The organism is Rhodopseudomonas sp. RCAM05734, from assembly GCF_052658035.1.
In genome coordinates this window covers 6,561,504-6,577,185 of record NZ_CP199742.1, presented here as the reverse complement: position 1 = coordinate 6,577,185, position 15,682 = coordinate 6,561,504, and the positions used below count along the sequence as shown (strand labels likewise).

Genomic DNA, 15,682 nt, shown 5'->3' with positions numbered 1-15,682 from the left:
GCAGAGCTCCGTGATGACCAATCGTTCATGGGATTTGACGGTCGATCTGCTGGTGGTCGGAGCCGGCGCTGCAGGAATGACCGCTGCTCTTGTCGCGAGCCTTGAAGGGCTCGACGTGCTGCTCTGCGAGAAATCGAATATGGTGGGTGGCGTCGCATCGACGTCCGCAGGCACGGTTTGGATTCCGGGCAGCCGACAGAGCGCCTGGGCCGGCGTTCCAGATTCAGTCGAGGCCGCGCGCACCTACTTGAACTCCGTCATTCGCGGGAATGAAGGAGTAGAGTTACGGGAGGCCTTTTTGCAGAGCGGCCCGGCCGTTCTCGACTATCTCGAGGAAAATACCGACGTCGCCTTCGCCGCGGCCACCGCCCATCCCGATTATCTCGGCAATCGTCCCGGCGCGGCCTTTGGCGGGCGTGCCCTTGGCACGTTGCCGTTTGACGGTCGTTCGCTTGGCGATGATTTCATCCGCGTACGTCCGCCGCGTTCGGAATTCATGGCATTTGGCGGGATGATGGTCGGAAAGGCGGATTTGCCGCTCCTACTCAAGCCGTTCGGCTCCATGCGGGCCTTTCTGCATGTCGCCCGCATGGTCGCGCGCTACATGAAGGATCTCATCCGCTATCGCCGCGGCACCAGGCTTATTATGGGAAATGCGTTGGTCGCGCGGCTGCTGATGAGCCTGAAACGTTTGGATGTACCTATACGTTATGACGCGCCGATGCGCGAACTCATCGCGGTCGACGGGGCGGTTGTGGGTGCCGTCATCGCCGATGCGAAGGGAGACATTCGCGTTCGTGCAAGGCGAGGCGTGGTTCTGGCAACAGGCGGAATAGGCTGGAGCCGTCATTTGCGCGAAGAGATGTTTCCCAATCCGGTGCCTGCGTTGTCGCTTGCTTCGCCGGAGATCGCGGGAGACGGCATCGATGCCGCCTGCGGGATTGGGGCGATACTCGATGACGCAACGGAAAGCGCCGGCCTCTGGATGCCTTGCTCTGTCCTGACAAAGCCGGATGGCACCACATCTGTCTATCCGCACATTGTGCTCGATCGCGCAAAGCCCGGATTGATAGCCGTTAACAGCGCGGGCAGGCGCTTCGTGAACGAGGCCAATTCCTATCATGACTTCTGCGTGGGCATGCTCAAGTCAAATGAGACGGTTCCTTCGGTCCCGTCTTTCCTGGTGTGCGACCGACGGTTCATTCACGACTACGGCATTGGCCTGGTTTTGCCGGGAACGACGAAGCTGAAACGCTTCATCGAGGCCGGGTATCTCATCGAAGCCGAGACTATTGCTGCGTTGGCAATACAGCCGAAGATTGACCCTGGCGAACTCGGGCAATCCGTCGGGCGGTACAACCGCCACGCCGCCGCCGGCGTCGACGAAGATTTCGGGCGAGGATCGACGGACCTAAACAGGATCAACGGAGATCCGGCAAACGGGCCAAATCCGTGCCTGCGAGAGATAGGCCCGGGGCCGTTCTACGCGGTTGCTGTCTACCCCGCAGATCTTGCAAGCAGTGCAGGGATCGCAACGGACGAGAATGGTCGCGTGATCGCGCAGAGTGGCGGCCCGGTGCCTGGCCTGTATGCATGTGGCAACGACTCGGTCTCTGTCTTTCGTGGCACGTATCCAGGCCCTGGGGCTACGCTCGGGCCTGCGCTGGTCTTTGGCTGGCGAGTGGCCATGCATGCCGCGAGACACGAATACGGAAGCGGATGAGATGGCTTTCAATCGGATGCGAGCTGAAAGCCTCATTGCCTGCCCGTGCAGCATCTCTGCGTTCGCTTCTGACGCGGAGCGGACTTTGCTTTGCCGCGCCAGTTCGAACGCCCGGCGGCGCGCTCGAGTCTCTCCCTTGAAAAGGGAGGGTGAAGAAAGCAAGCGCTGTTCGCCCTATCCCCCGCTCTTCTCGGTCTGGTCATAGACCAGCCGCGCCACCTGGTTCAGTCGGTCCTTGTCGGTTGGGCCGCTGACTACGTAGCCGACTCCCTTTTCCGCCCAGAACAATGCACCGTCCTTGTCCTGCGCGGCGTAGCGCATCTGCGTGGCGTCGGTGGTGGCGCGCGAGGTGTACAGAGTGTAGCGCTCGCCGCTCTGGCTCTCATACATGAAGAAGGCCGCCGGGGCTTCCGGGCCGGGCAGCAACCGGCCGCCCACCAGCTTCAGCCCGCTGCCTTCGAGCTCCGGCGCCTTGATCTCGTAGCCGACGCGCTTCGACAGCCACTGTTGCAGATGCGCGCGTTCGGAGCCTGCGACCTCGACGGGATGGCGAACCTCGACCACGTAGAGGCGATGGGCGTCCAGCGCATCGACGGTGAAATGCCGGAACGCCGAGGGCGAAGCGGTGGCGCCGCGCGCTAGCCAGCCGGTGCTGCCGCCCGCGACGAAGGCCACCAGCGTGGCGGCGATGGCGCCGTAGACCCAGCGGCGCGGTTGCTGCACCAGCCGGTCGATCTCCAGCCGCTTCGGCACGGCTTCGTCGGCGACGGAATCGTAGCGCGCATGCAGCGTCTCGGCCATCGCCCGCCATGACTGCACCCGCGCGGCCTCGTCGGGATGCGCGGCGAGCCACGCCTCGACATCGCCCCCCGCTCCGCCGGCAACTCGTTGTCGACGTAAGCGTGCAGTTCGTCTTCGGTGACGGGCATGTTGGGTTCGGTCATCGGCGTGGTCTCGTGTGCAAAATGATAGTGGCACGGCTTCTTTTTCCCCTCTCCCCCGGGCGCAGCGAAGCTGCGTCTGGCGGGAGAGGGTGGCCGCGCGCAGCGCGGACGGGAGAGGGGGCAAGCCCAGCGCTCTGTCGCTCCCCCTCTCCCGGCTCGAATGCGCTTCGCGCCTTCGATCCACCCTCTCCCGCCCAACGCGGCTTGGCCGCGTTCGGAGGAGAGGGGAAGCAAGAAAGCAGGACGTGTTGCATGACCATCCCCATCACTTCACACTCCGCAGCGCAGGGCGGGCGCCTTCGAGATAGGCTTTCACATGGGCGCGGGCGCGGGCGAGGCGGCTCATGACGGTGCCGATCGGCACGCCCTGGATGTCGGCGACCTCGCGGTAGCTCAGCCCTTCCAGCATCACCAGCAACAGCACCGAGCGCTGGTCCTCGACCAGCGACGCCAGCGCGCGGGCGATGTCGCGGCCCTCGGCCTCCGTGCCGGACGCGTCGGCATTGTTGTCATACAGCTCGGTCATCACAGGCCGCCGCGCCAGCGAGCGGCGCCGGTTGCGGTTGAGATTGGTCAGGATGGTGTAGAGCCAGCTCCTGAGGTCGCCGCCGATGAACAGTCTTTCCGAGCGCAGCGCCCGCACCAGGGTGTCCTGCACCAGGTCGTCGGCGATGTCGGCATCGCGCGCCAGCGCTCGCGCATAGCGGCGCAGGGCCGGGATCATGCTTTCCACGCTCTCGCGAAACGCGCTCATGGCTGTGATGTCATGGGCAGACGGGCCAAGGGGTGATCCTGCAGCGGCGGTCCGGAAATGGCGCTCATGCCAGTCATAACACCTTGGCCGCTCATCTATTCCGGCATTGACGCGGAACGGTAAACGGGGGGCTGCCCGGCGCATTTGGGCTGTACCGGGCAGGGCCGCTGGTGTACCCCGAAAGGCTGAATTTCAAGCGGACAGGACACCACATGGTTGAACCCACAGGCCTGATGAAGGGCAAACGCGGCGTTATTCTCGGCCTGGCCAACAACCGGTCGATCGCCTGGGGCATTGCCAAATCGTGCCACGCCCAGGGCGCGGAGATCGCATTTACCTACCAGGGCGACGCGCTGAAAAAGCGGGTCGAGCCGCTGGCTTTGGAACTCGGCGGCCTGGTGCTCGGCCATTGCGACGTCACCGACCCCGCCAGCATGGATGCGGTCTTCGCTGTGCTGAAGGAGAAGTGGGGCAAGATCGACTTCGTGGTCCACGCCATCGCCTTTTCCGACAAGGACGGGCTCGACGGCCGCTATGTGGAGACGACTGCGGAGAATTTCTCCAAGACCATGCTGATCTCCTGCTACTCGCTGACGGCCATCGCGCAACGCGCCGAGAAGCTGATGACCGAGGGCGGCTCGATCATCACCCTGACCTACTACGGCGCCGAGAAATGGATGCCGCATTACAACGTGATGGGCGTCGCCAAGGCGGCGCTGGAGGCCAGCGTGCGCTATCTCGCCGCCGATCTCGGCGAGCAGAACATCCGCGTCAACGCCATTTCGGCCGGCCCGATCAAGACGCTGGCCGCCTCGGGCATCGGCGACTTCCGCTATATCCTGAAATGGAACGAGTACAATTCGCCGCTGCGCCGTACCGTGACCATCGACGAGGTCGGCGACAGCGCGCTGTACCTGCTGTCCGACATGTCGCGCGGCGTCACCGGCGAGGTGCACCACGTCGATTCCGGCTACCATGTGGTCGGCATGAAGCGCCCGGACGCGCCGGATATTTCGCTCAATAAAGACTAGCACCACCGTCATCCTGAAGCGCGCGCCGTCTTCGGCACGCCTCGACGGATGCTGTTCATCGCCGTCGCCCTTCGAGACGCGGCTGCGCCGCTCCTCTCGCCTGAATGCAATGGCGTTCAGGCTCGGGTGACGTTTACGAATTGCAGAGCTCTTCCATGCCCATGCCTGTCATCTACTACATCCGCCACGGCCAGACCGCGTGGAATGCCGCGGGCCGTTTCCAGGGCTCGCAGGACATTCCGCTCAACGATCTCGGCCGCGTGCAGGCCGCCCATGCCGGCGGCATTCTGAAAGATCTAATGACGCGGCACGGCCACACACCGGGCGACTTCGGTTTCGTGTCCAGCCCGCTCGGCCGGGCCCGCTCGACCATGGAATTCGTGCGCGGCCAGCTCGGTCTGCCGGCGGAGGATTATGCGCTCGACGACCGGTTGCGCGAGATCGGCTTCGGCCATTGGGAAGGCACCACGCTGCAGCAGCAGGAAGCGTCGCATCCCGAACTGTTCGCGGCGCGCCTGCTCGACAAATGGGAACTGCCCGCGCCCGGCGGCGAGAGCTACGCCGAGGTGACGCTGCGGATGCGCGACTGGGTCGACAGCCTGACCGGCGACACCGTCGCGGTGGCTCATGGCGGTACTGCGCGGGCCCTGATGGTGGCGCTCGGCGTCGAGACCATCGCCGGCGCCGCCGAGATGCCGATCGAGCAGGGCGCGGTGTATGTGTTCAGCGAGAATGGATTGGCGAAGTATAGCTGAGGCGTCTTCTTCTTTCCCCTCTCCCCCAAGCAGCGAAGCTGCGCAGGTGGGAGAGGGTGGACGCGCGCCAGCGCGGCCGGGAGAGGGGGAGTGCGGCATTCTCCGGCGTTGGTGGCCGCCCCCTCTCCCGTCGCGGACTTCGTCCGCGCCACCCTCTCCCGCCTGCGCGCGGCGTTGCCGCGCTTGTGGGAGAGGGAAGAGTCCCCGCTGCGGCGGCGTTTGACCCCTCGGACCACCCGCGTTACCAGATGTCTGGTTGCAGATTTGGCAACCCACGAAGCCACACCTGACCCCGGGCGAATTTCCCCATGTCCTTCAATACCTTCGGTCACATGTTCCGGGTTACCACCTTCGGCGAGAGCCATGGGCCGGCGATCGGCTGCGTGGTCGATGGCTGCCCGCCGCTGCTGCCGCTCGCGGTGGAAGACATCCAGGCCGATCTCGACCGCCGCAAACCCGGCCAGTCGCGCTTCACGACGCAGCGCCAGGAAGCCGACATCGTCAAAATTCTCTCGGGGGTGATGGCGCATCCGGAGACCGGCGTACAGGTGACCACGGGCACGCCGATCGCGCTGATGATCGAGAACACCGACCAGCGCTCCAAGGACTATTCCGACATCAAGGACAAGTTTCGTCCGGGTCACGCCGACTTCACCTATGAGGCCAAATACGGGTTGCGCGACTATCGCGGCGGCGGCCGTTCCTCGGCGCGGGAAACTGCGACCCGCGTCGCCGCCGGCGCCATCGCGCGCAAGATCGTGCCGGGCACGGTCGTGCGCGGCGCGCTGGTGCAGATGGGCCCGCACAAGATCAACCGCGACAACTGGGACTGGGACGAGATCGGCAACAACCCGTTCTTTTGCCCCGACAAGGACAAGGCCGCCTTCTTCGCCGACTATCTCGATGGTATCAGAAAATCCGGGTCGTCGATCGGCGCAGTGATCGAAGTGATCGCCGAGGGCGTGCCGGCCGGGCTAGGCGCGCCGATCTACGCCAAGCTCGATGGCGAACTGGCGGCGGCGCTGATGAGCATCAATGCCGTCAAGGGCGTCGAGATCGGCGACGGCTTTGGCGCGGCTGAACTGTCGGGCGAGGACAATGCCGACGAGATGCGCATGACCAATCACGGGGCCTCGTTTCTCTCCAATCATGCCGGCGGCATCCTGGGCGGCATCTCCACCGGCCAGCCGGTGGTGGCGCGCTTTGCGGTCAAGCCGACCTCGTCGATCCTGTCGCCGCGCAAGACCGTCGACCGCTCCGGCGCCGACACCGACATCCTGACCAAGGGCCGCCACGATCCCTGCGTCGGCATCCGTGCCGTGCCGGTCGGCGAGGCGATGATGGCCTGTGTCCTGGCCGATCACTTTTTGCGCCATCGCGGGCAGGTGGGCTAGGCTCCCTCGTTCCCCGGACGCGACGCAGCACGAAGTGCTGCTTCGCAGATCCAGGAAACGAGCCCGAGCTTGAGGTTGTAGCATTGACCACCACCATCTCGGATATCACCGACTGGCTGACCGACGGCGCGCGATCGACGCCGAGGCCTGCCGACATGATGGGAGAGTGCTGCAACCGGCTGGTTGCCGCTGGCCTGCCGCTGTGGCGCGTCGGCGTGTTCATTCGCACGCTGCACCCCGAGATCTTCGGCCGCAATTTCATCTGGCGCTCCGGCGAGGAGGTGACTATCGGGTCGGTGGATTTCGATATCCAGGAATCGCCGGAGTTCAAGCGGAGCCCGCTGGCGGTCGTATTCCACGAGGGCGTCGAGGTGCGTTGCCGGCTCGACAATCCCGGCAACAACAGTTTTTCGTTCTTCGATGACATGCGCGCCGAGGGCGTCACCGAATACATCGCGCTGCCGCTGCTGTTCGTCGATGGCATGGTGCATGCGTCGAGCTGGACCACCAAACAGCCGGGCGGCTTCACCGAGGAGCAACTGGCCGATCTCAAGCGGCTGGTGCCGCCGCTGACCCGGCTGATTGAAGTGATCGGCCTGCGCCGCACCGCGTCCACACTCCTCGATACCTATGTTGGCCCCCGCGCCGGCGAGCGCATTCTCGCCGGGCAGATCCGCCGCGGCCATACCGAGACCATGGAGGCGGCGATCTGGCTGTCCGATCTGCGCGGCTTCACTGCGCTGTCGGACCGGCTGCCGGCCGAGCAGGTGGTCGAGATTCTCAATCTGTATTTCGATTGCCAGGTCGCCGCGATCCTGAAGCATGGCGGTGAGGTGCTGAAGTTCATGGGTGACGGCTTGCTCGCCGTATTTCCCATTGCCGGTGACGGCGATGCGAAGGCCGTGTGCGGACATGTTCTCGACGCGGCGAACGAGGCGCGCGCGGCCGTCGATGCCATGGAGTTCCTGACCGGCGAGACCCGCGAGCGCTTTCGCTTCGGCGTCGCGCTGCATGTCGGCAGGCTTCTTTACGGCAATATCGGCGGCGGCAACCGGCTCGACTTCACCTGCATCGGCCCGGCGGTCAATCTCGCGGCGCGGCTGGAAAAGCTTGCCGGACAGCTCCACCGCACCATTGTCGCCTCATCGGCCTTCGCGAGCATCTGCAGCGACGGCTGGCACGAACTCGGCGAATTCCCCATCGCCGGCTTTGCGGAAGCCCAGCATGTCTACGGCCGCGAGGATGAGACACCGTTCTCTTGACCTTGCCGCGCCCTCATCTGCGGGATGAGCCCTCAGCGTTTCGCGGCTGACGGCTTTTCGGTCTCCTTGGGCATCATCAGCTTGAGGTCGATCGCCTGTCCCATCGCCAGATAGCCGGTTCGGTTCGGATGCAGCTTGTCGCCGGGGCCGCCGGTGGTGCTTTCGGGCACGAACTCCGCCTTGAGGCCGCCGCTTTGCGGATCGGTCACGACCTTGTCGAAATCGATCACGCCGTCGAACAGTTTCGAGCTGCGAATGAAATCGTTCAGCGCCTTGCGCTTGTCATCCTGCTCCGTCGATCCGTGCGCGGCACTCGAACTGCCGAGCGCGCTGACCACGGTGGCTCCGAGAATGCGCAGGTCCGGGCGAGCCTTGCGCAGATGCGCGATGCTGCGCCGGTAGGCGTCCATCACCTGATCGGCCGAGGCGTTGCCGTTCTTGCTGAAGTCGTTGATGCCCTCGAGCCAAATCATGGCGGACACGCCAGACAGGCCGAGCACGTCGCGATCGAGCCGCTGCTCGGCGGCGGGGCCGCCCGCGAACGGCTTCAGCGGTCCATATTCCGACGGCCCGGCGACCTGATTGCCGCCGATACCGGCATTGACCACGGCAACCCGGTTGCCATGCTGCATGGCCAGCCGGCGCGCCAGCACGTCGGGCCAGCGATCGTCGCCGTTCATGCTCGATGCCGTGCCGTCGGTGATCGAATCGCCGAAGGCCACGATCGCAAAGCTGTCGGCCGGCATCTTCATCTCCACCGCGTCCATTAAGAACCAGGACGCCGTGGCAAAGGGAAACGCCGCCTCGCTTTCGTCATGGCCCCTGGCGCCGGCGCCGGGCGTCGTGACGTAGGAAGTGGTCAGGGCTTTGGCGTGCCAGGTCATCGGACCGCTGTCGCCGGCGACATGAAAGCTCACCGCAAGCTTGCGTCCAGCGAGGTCGGCGGCATCCGGATCGCGAACGAATGTGAGAGCGACCGGATCGCTCCAGATCGATTGGCCCGGCGGCACGGTGACCGCCGTCTTGCCGGCGAAGGTGACCGGCCGGTTGGTCCCCTTGGCGATCGCTGCGCTGCCGAGCTGCAATCCGGCGAACACGCCGTCGACGCTCAGCGGCTGGGTTCCGAACACGTTGGTGAGGCGAATCCTGGCCTGCCGTCCCCACACCGAGGGCCGCACGATCAGGCGGAACGTCTGGTCGCGCGCACCGGCGGCAGGAGAGGGAAACGCGAATTTCAGGTCGGGCTGCGCCGAGGGATTGCCGACCGGATACGGCCCCTGGGCCGAGCCGGCCCAGCTCACGACCCATTTTGTCGCGCTCTCGGCTGCCGCCAGTTGCGGCGCAAGGAGCAGCAGCGTTGAAAGTGTCGCGATCCGCTTCAGCATGGCATTTCCCCGTGGTTTCTTTTTATCGCGTTGCAGCCTAGTGCAGCCGCTCGCGGTTTGCCAAATCATGTTGCGCCGATGAAGCCCTCGGCCGAGCCGTTCCGCATCGCCGCGAAAGCTTCCGGGCGCGCTCTACTCTTCAGGCTCTGTCGTGAATAGGAGTGGGTAGCCCTTGGCGCGGCCGGCGTCGGTGGCACGGGTGGCCTTGGTCTCGGCAATGTCCCTGGTGAACACCGCCACCACGCAGACGCCGAGCCGGTGCGCGGTGATCATCACCTTGTGGGCCTGGTCCTCGGTCATCCTGAATTCGCCCTGCAGCACGCGCACCACGAATTCGCGTGGCGTGAAGTCGTCATTGACCAGGATGACCTTGTAGAGCTTCGGCCGTTCGACCTTGGGCTTGGCCTTGCTGCGTGGTTTGACAACGGTCTCGGGCATTGCGGCGGCAACTCCAATATGCGGAGCGGGTCCGGCGCGCATTATAATCGCACCGTTGCCGGGCTGTCGATCCGAGGCGACCGCCAAGGCAATCATGCATCCCTGACTTGAAATGTGATAGCAGGCGCTGGTTCCCGCTTTGCGGGCGGTCATTTGCGTGTCACGATCCGACTCTCGACGGGAGGACCGCTATGCGCTGGTGTGTCTCGATTGGAGCCGTGCTTGTCGCCGGAGTAATAGCCGGAGGCGACGTCGCCAGCTTTGCCGCGCCGAAACCGCAGCCGGTGCAGGGCCGGCCGGACCCCACCGTCGATGTCGAACTGGTGCTCGCCGTTGACGTGTCCTACTCGATGGACATGGAGGAACTGGCGATCCAGCGCGAGGGCTATGCCCAGGCCATCATCTCCAAGGAATTTCTCTCGGCGCTGATGACCGGGCCCAACGGCCGCATCGCCGTGACCTATTTTGAATGGGCTGCATCGAGCGACCAGAAGATCATCATCCCCTGGCGCGTGATCGAAGGTCCGGAATCCGCCGATGCCGTGGCCGCCGAGATCATGAAGACGCCGATCCGGCGCGCGTCGCGGACCTCGATTTCCGGCGCCATCAATTTCGCCATGCCGCTGTTCGACGAGAATTCCTGGCACGGCCTGCGCCGGGTCATCGATATTTCCGGCGACGGCCCCAACAACAACGGCGCGCCGGTGACCATCGCGCGCGACGAGGCTCTCGCCAAGGGCATCGTGATCAACGGGCTGCCGATCATGGTGAAGGAGCCGTCGTTCTCGACCATGGATATCGATAATCTCGATCTGTACTACGAGGATTGCGTCGTCGGCGGCCCCGGCTCGTTCGTGATCACCATCAAGGACCGCGACAAGTTCAAGGAAGCCATCCGCACCAAGCTGGTGATGGAAGTCGCCGGCCGCACACCAGAACGTCGCGTCGTGCCGGTGGCCGATGCCAGCAAGGCGCCGCGGGTCAACTGTCTGATCGGCGAGAAGATCTGGCAGGACCGGTGGGGAAGGTAGGGGAGCTTGCTTTCTTTCCCCTCTCCCCCAAGCGCAGCGAAGCTGCGCGCAGGTGGGAGAGGGTGGATTGAACACGCGTAGCGTGTTCAAGACGGGAGAGGGGGCTCTTTAAGACCGGGCGTGTGGCAAAACCCTCTCCCGCCTTCGCTGCGCCACAGCCGATGCGTTGCATCGGCGTTTATGTTTTGGAACGGCGGCCGCAGGCCGCCTATGCACCCTCTCCCGCGGCGCGCAGCTTCGCTGCGCTGGAGGAGAGGGGAAGCAAGGGGCCGCTCTACCTCCTGAACCTCGCCACCAGCTCCACATGCGGCGTGTGGCGGAACTGGTCCACCGGGGTCACGCTCTCCATCTTGTAACCGCCGTCGATCAGGATTTTGGCATCGCGCACAAAACTCTGCACGTTGCATGACACCGCGACCACGGTCGCGATCTTGCTGGCCGCGAGTTTCTCCGCCTGGGCCTGCGCACCCTGGCGCGGCGGATCGAACACGACGCAATCGAAGTCGCGCAATTCCTGCGGCACCAGCGGTCGCCGGAACAGGTCGCGGGCCTCGGCCTTGATCGGCTTCAGGCCCGAGGTGTCCTTTGCCGCCTGCTGCAGCGACAGGATGGCGCCTTCGTCGGAATCATACGCCGAGACGCGCGACTTCGCCGCGAGCCGCAGCGCGAACGGGCCGACGCCGCAGAACAGGTCGGCGATGATTTTCGATCCCTTGCAATAGCCCAGCACCAGCGCGGCCAGGGCGTCCTCGCCGGCGCGGGTGGCCTGCAGGAACGAGCCGGGCGGCAGCACCACCTGCGCCGTCCCCATGGTGATCACCGGCGGCGCACGCATCAGCACCAGCTCGCCGTGGCGGGTCAGGCGCGTCAGTCGGTGTTCTTCAGCGATCCTCGACAGCTTGGCGATCAGCGGCGTCGGCAACGGTCCGGAGCCGCGCACGTCGACGTCGAGGCCGTTATTGGCGGCGGTAACCTGGATGTCGAGCGGCTTGCCGTTGGCGAGCCCCAGCGGCTCGGCCAGCGCCCAGGCGGCGTTGAGGGCGCCCTCGAGGCCCGGATCGAGGATCGGGCAATGGTCGATCGGGACGATGTCGTGGGAGCCGGCGGCGGTGAAGCCGACCTTGAGCACGTCATGGGTGCCCTTGCGGGCGTGCACGGTCATGCGGCGGCGGCCGGCGCCGTGCGCATCGATCAGGGGCGCGACTTCGCAGGCGATCTTCGCATGGGCCAGGGTGTCGACCACGATCTGGCGCTTCCACGCCTGATAGGGCGCGGCCTGCCAGTGCTGGATGGCGCAGCCGCCGCAGGCGCCGAAATGCGGGCAGAACGGTTCAATTCGCTCGGGGCTCGCGCTATCGACGCGGATCAGGGTACGGCGGTCGGGATGGCCGTGGACCGGCCCGGCCTCGACGGTCTCGCCACCGAGCGTGTAAGGCACGAACACGGTGTTGCCGCCGGCATAGGCGACGCCGTCGCCGCGCTGGCCGACGTGATCGATAGTCAGGTGTTCATCCACGGCGTGCTCCGATAAAGAATTCGACATTGCCGTCGCCGCCGGTGATGGAGGAAGGGAAGACGTCGATATCGACGCAGCCGAGTGACGTTGCGAACGCCACGATGTCGTCGCACACTTCCTGATGAACCGCTGCATCCTTGATGATGCCGCGCTTGCCGTGTTTGCCCTGCGCCTCGAACTGCGGCTTGATCAGCGCCAGCAGGTGCATCGGCGACGCCGCCAGCGACAACGCCACCGGCAGCACGGCCTTCAGCGAGATGAAGCTGACATCGATCACCACCACGTCGGGCCGCGCCGGCAGTCGCTTGTTCTCGTAGCCGCGGATGTCGGTCTCTTCCATGGAGACGATCTTCGGGTGGCCGTGCAGCGAAGGGTGCAACTGGCCGCGGCCGACATCGATGGCGAACACCATGCTGGCGCCGTTGGCCAGCAGCACTTCGGTGAAGCCGCCGGTGGAGGCGCCGACGTCGAGGCAGACGTGATCATCGATCTCGATGGGGTAGCGCTCCAGCGCACCGGACAGCTTGACGCCGCCGCGCGAGACGAACGGATGCGCGGGCTCTGCCTGGATCGCGGCATCCTCGGCAATGCTCTCCGAGGCTTTCGCGACCAGTTTGTCGTCGGCGGTGACGAGGCCCGCCTCGATCGCCGCCTGCGCGCGGGCGCGGCTCTCGAACAGGCCGCGCTCGACCAGCAGCAGGTCGGCGCGTTTTCGCGGGGTCGGGGTGTTGATGCTGCGCTTGGCCATGTCAGCGCAACGAACGCGCGGCAAGCTGCACGCAGGCCTCGAACGCAGTGAGGTCGTGCCAGAGGTCGTCAGGGCGGACCTGCGGCACCACCAGCGGCGCGCCGTGCAACTCCAGCGCATGGATCATCATCAGATTGTCGGTATGGCCGAAATCTTCCACGGTCAGCCCGTCGGCATCGACAAGGCGGCCGTCCTGCGCCGTCACCGCGCTTATCCGGCTGACGCGGTCGACATACAGCGCGGGATCGTTGGAATAGGCAAAACAGCGCTTGCCGCGCCCGGCCATGTAGCCGAGCTCATAGACCGTGCCGGCATCGGCGCCGGGGCCGCGAAACGGCGTCAGATTTGCAATGATCGCACAGGCCTCGTTCATCATGGCCTCGTTGCCGCGGAAGATGTTTAGCGACGCATCGCGAGCGGAGAGATCGACGAGGTTGTCGAGCGGATAGAGGCCGGTGAGACCGGCGCGGGCGCAAACCTCGACCTTGCGACGCCCCATATCAACGGCGTCCGGCAGAAACACGTCGGGGCCTGCGAGGTAGATCTTCATGTGTCTCGCCGCCGGGCTCGTATGTCGTCACCCGGCTTGACCGGGTGACCCAGTATACACCGCGCTATCCGAGTTTACTGGATCGCCCGGCCCTGGCGCGCAATCGCGTGCAGGCCGGGCGATGACAACGGAGTATGCGTCGTACTCTTTTAAGCCAGCTTCACCGTCTCGGCCTTGAAGTCCTTGCCGAGGGCGTCGAACACTTTCTTCACGATGCCTTTGGCGTCGAGACCGGCATAGGCATACATGGCAGCCGGCGAATCGTGATCCTGGAATTCGTCCGGCAGCACCAGCGAGCGCATCCGCAGGCCGCCGTCGAGCATGCCGTGTTCGGCCAGCAACTGCATCACATGCGAACCGAAGCCGCCGATCGAGCCTTCCTCGATGGTCAGCAGCACTTCGTGGTCGCGCGCCAGCTTGAGGATCATGTCCTCGTCGAGCGGCTTCATGAAGCGCGCATCGGCGACGGTCGTGGACAGCCCCAAGGTCGCCAGTTCATCGGCGGCCTTCTCGCATTCGGCGAGGCGGGTGCCGAACGACAGCAGCGCGATCTTGCTGCCCTCGCGGACGATGCGACCCTTGCCGATTTCCAGGGGAATGCCGACTTCCGGCATATCGACGCCGCGGCCTTCGCCGCGCGGGTAGCGCAACGCGCTCGGGCGGTCGTTGATGGCGACCTGGGTGGCGACCATGTGCACCAGTTCGGCCTCGTCGGACGCCGCCATGATGACGAAGTTGGGCAGGCAGCCGAGATAGGCGTTGTCGAACGATCCGGCATGGGTGGCGCCGTCGGCGCCGACCAGGCCGGCACGGTCGATGGCGAAGCGCACCGGCAGGTTCTGGATCGCCACGTCGTGGACGATCTGGTCATAGCCGCGCTGCAGGAAGGTCGAGTAGATCGCGACGAACGGCTTGAAGCCCTCGGTCGCAAGGCCGGCGGCGAAGGTCACCGCATGCTGCTCGGCAATGCCGACGTCGTAGGTGCGCTTGGGGAATGCCTTGTTGAAGATGTCGACACCGGTGCCCGACGGCATCGCCGCGGTGATGGCGACGATCTTCTCGTCCTTCTCGGCTTCCTTCACCAGGCTCTGGCCGAACACGTTCTGATAGGCCGGCGCATTGGGTTTGGATTTAGCCTGGGTCCCGGTGGCCACGTCGAACTTGACCACCGCGTGGTATTTGTCGGCGGCGGCTTCGGCCGGACCGTAGCCCTTGCCCTTTTGCGTCACCACGTGGACCAGGATCGGGCCGGTCTGCATGTCGCGGACGTTCTGCAGCACCGGCAGCAGGTGGTCGAGATTGTGACCGTCGATCGGGCCGACGTAATAGAAGCCGAGTTCCTCGAACAGGGTGCCGCCGCCGGCCATGAAGGCGCGGGAATACTCTTCGACGCGTTCGGCGCGGTCGGCGATCACCTTCGGCAGGTGCTTGCCGAGCTGCTTGGCGGCTTCGCGCAGCGAGCGGTAGGTCTTGCCGGAATACATGCGCGACAGGTAGGCCGACATGGCGCCGACCGGTGGCGCGATCGACATGTCGTTGTCGTTGAGGATGACGATCAGGCGGGAATTCATCGCGCCGGCATTGTTCATGGCTTCATAGGCCATGCCGGCCGACATCGCGCCGTCACCGATCACGGCGATAACGTTGTTCTTGCCGCCCGACAGGTCACGGGCCACCGCCATGCCGAGGCCGGCGGAAATCGAGGTCGAGGAATGCGCGGCGCCAAACGGATCGTAGTCGCTCTCGGTGCGCTTGGTGAAGCCGGACAGGCCGCCGGGGGTGCGCAGGGTGCGGATGCGGTCGCGGCGCCCGGTCAGGATCTTGTGCGGATAGGCCTGATGGCCGACATCCCAGATCAGCCGGTCGCGCGGCGTATCGAAGACGTAGTGCAGGGCGGTCGTCAGTTCGACGACGCCGAGGCCGGCGCCGAAATGGCCGCCGGTCACCGACACCGCGTCGATGGTCTCCTGACGCAGTTCGTCGGCAACCTGGCGGATCTGTTCGACCTTCAGCTTGCGCAGGTCTTCCGGAGTCCGGATGGTGTCGAGAAGCGGCGTCTTACTAAAATCGGTCACGGCGTTATTCCAATTTTACATGTCTTGGGCGGCGTCTGGCGTCGGTTGAGTCTGCCACGCGGCAAATCCATCCGGA

Annotated in this window: 13 protein-coding genes and 1 pseudogene; 6 read left to right on the top strand and 8 right to left on the bottom strand. The window is 65.2% G+C overall.

Going from position 1 to position 15,682, the window contains the following annotated elements:
* Window positions 1–13 precede the first annotated feature (13 nt).
* A complete protein-coding gene (locus ACUXVA_RS31015; protein ID WP_445490082.1) occupies window positions 14–1,723 on the top strand; it encodes an FAD-dependent oxidoreductase in 1,710 nt (569 codons plus the stop codon).
* Between the two features lie 174 nt (window positions 1,724–1,897).
* Here the strand turns inward: ACUXVA_RS31015 and ACUXVA_RS31010 are convergent.
* A pseudogene (locus ACUXVA_RS31010) lies at window positions 1,898–2,667 on the bottom strand (anti-sigma factor family protein).
* A gap of 265 nt (window positions 2,668–2,932) precedes the next feature.
* On the bottom strand, window positions 2,933–3,421 hold the full coding sequence (locus ACUXVA_RS31005) for a sigma-70 family RNA polymerase sigma factor (RefSeq protein ID WP_265082147.1): 489 nt from the start codon (window positions 3,419–3,421) through the stop codon (window positions 2,933–2,935).
* A gap of 212 nt (window positions 3,422–3,633) precedes the next feature.
* On the opposite strand from ACUXVA_RS31005, the gene fabI reads away from it, so the two are divergent.
* From fabI to ACUXVA_RS30985, 4 genes are all read left to right on the top strand, one after another.
* Window positions 3,634–4,452, top strand: a complete 819-nt coding sequence (fabI, locus tag ACUXVA_RS31000; RefSeq protein ID WP_265082148.1) for an enoyl-ACP reductase FabI — start codon at window positions 3,634–3,636, stop codon at window positions 4,450–4,452.
* A gap of 155 nt (window positions 4,453–4,607) precedes the next feature.
* Entirely contained in the window at window positions 4,608–5,207 is a 600-nt protein-coding gene (locus tag ACUXVA_RS30995; protein ID WP_265082149.1) for a histidine phosphatase family protein, read from the top strand.
* 308 nt (window positions 5,208–5,515) lie between these two features.
* Complete coding sequence (aroC, locus tag ACUXVA_RS30990) at window positions 5,516–6,601, top strand: chorismate synthase (RefSeq protein ID WP_265082150.1); 1,086 nt, start codon at window positions 5,516–5,518, stop codon at window positions 6,599–6,601.
* An 83-nt stretch (window positions 6,602–6,684) separates the two neighbouring features.
* Entirely contained in the window at window positions 6,685–7,863 is a 1,179-nt protein-coding gene (locus ACUXVA_RS30985) for an adenylate/guanylate cyclase domain-containing protein (protein WP_265082151.1), read from the top strand.
* A gap of 32 nt (window positions 7,864–7,895) precedes the next feature.
* On the opposite strand, the gene ACUXVA_RS30980 is transcribed toward ACUXVA_RS30985, so the two are convergent.
* Both ACUXVA_RS30980 and clpS read right to left on the bottom strand, forming a co-directional pair.
* Window positions 7,896–9,248: a GDSL-type esterase/lipase family protein gene (locus ACUXVA_RS30980; RefSeq protein ID WP_265082152.1), complete on the bottom strand. Its 1,353-nt coding sequence runs from the start codon at window positions 9,246–9,248 to the stop codon at window positions 7,896–7,898.
* Window positions 9,249–9,380: 132 nt separating this feature from the next.
* A complete protein-coding gene (gene clpS / locus ACUXVA_RS30975) occupies window positions 9,381–9,686 on the bottom strand; it encodes an ATP-dependent Clp protease adapter ClpS (protein ID WP_265082153.1) in 306 nt (101 codons plus the stop codon).
* A gap of 191 nt (window positions 9,687–9,877) precedes the next feature.
* Between clpS and ACUXVA_RS30970 the strand changes: the two genes are divergently transcribed.
* Window positions 9,878–10,717: a DUF1194 domain-containing protein gene (locus ACUXVA_RS30970; RefSeq protein WP_265082154.1), complete on the top strand. Its 840-nt coding sequence runs from the start codon at window positions 9,878–9,880 to the stop codon at window positions 10,715–10,717.
* 274 nt (window positions 10,718–10,991) lie between these two features.
* Here ACUXVA_RS30970 and ACUXVA_RS30965 read toward each other — a convergent pair whose 3' ends face one another.
* From ACUXVA_RS30965 to dxs, 4 genes are all read right to left on the bottom strand, one after another.
* Window positions 10,992–12,233, bottom strand: a complete 1,242-nt coding sequence (locus ACUXVA_RS30965) for a class I SAM-dependent RNA methyltransferase (protein WP_265082155.1) — start codon at window positions 12,231–12,233, stop codon at window positions 10,992–10,994.
* A complete protein-coding gene (locus ACUXVA_RS30960) occupies window positions 12,226–12,981 on the bottom strand; it encodes a TlyA family RNA methyltransferase (protein WP_265082156.1) in 756 nt (251 codons plus the stop codon). Before ACUXVA_RS30960 ends, ACUXVA_RS30965 begins: the two co-directional genes overlap by 8 nt.
* 1 nt (window position 12,982) lies before the next feature.
* The gene (locus tag ACUXVA_RS30955; RefSeq protein WP_265082157.1) at window positions 12,983–13,531 is read right to left on the bottom strand and encodes a nucleoside 2-deoxyribosyltransferase; all 549 of its coding nucleotides are present in this window, start codon (window positions 13,529–13,531) and stop codon (window positions 12,983–12,985) included.
* Window positions 13,532–13,680: 149 nt separating this feature from the next.
* Window positions 13,681–15,606, bottom strand: coding sequence for a 1-deoxy-D-xylulose-5-phosphate synthase (dxs, locus tag ACUXVA_RS30950; protein ID WP_265082158.1), 1,926 nt, complete (start codon window positions 15,604–15,606; stop codon window positions 13,681–13,683).
* Window positions 15,607–15,682: the final 76 nt, after the last annotated feature.

Coding starts and splice junctions, on each gene's coding strand:
- ACUXVA_RS30955 (WP_265082157.1), bottom strand. CDS start 13,531: ATGAAGATCTACCTCGCAGGCCCCGACGTGTTTCTGCCGGACGCCGTT.
- aroC (WP_265082150.1), top strand. CDS start 5,516: ATGTCCTTCAATACCTTCGGTCACATGTTCCGGGTTACCACCTTCGGC.
- clpS (WP_265082153.1), bottom strand. CDS start 9,686: ATGCCCGAGACCGTTGTCAAACCACGCAGCAAGGCCAAGCCCAAGGTC.
- fabI (WP_265082148.1), top strand. CDS start 3,634: ATGGTTGAACCCACAGGCCTGATGAAGGGCAAACGCGGCGTTATTCTC.
- ACUXVA_RS31005 (WP_265082147.1), bottom strand. CDS start 3,421: ATGAGCGCGTTTCGCGAGAGCGTGGAAAGCATGATCCCGGCCCTGCGC.
- ACUXVA_RS30970 (WP_265082154.1), top strand. CDS start 9,878: ATGCGCTGGTGTGTCTCGATTGGAGCCGTGCTTGTCGCCGGAGTAATA.
- ACUXVA_RS30995 (WP_265082149.1), top strand. CDS start 4,608: ATGCCCATGCCTGTCATCTACTACATCCGCCACGGCCAGACCGCGTGG.
- ACUXVA_RS30980 (WP_265082152.1), bottom strand. CDS start 9,248: ATGCTGAAGCGGATCGCGACACTTTCAACGCTGCTGCTCCTTGCGCCG.
- ACUXVA_RS31015 (WP_445490082.1), top strand. CDS start 14: ATGACCAATCGTTCATGGGATTTGACGGTCGATCTGCTGGTGGTCGGA.
- ACUXVA_RS30960 (WP_265082156.1), bottom strand. CDS start 12,981: ATGGCCAAGCGCAGCATCAACACCCCGACCCCGCGAAAACGCGCCGAC.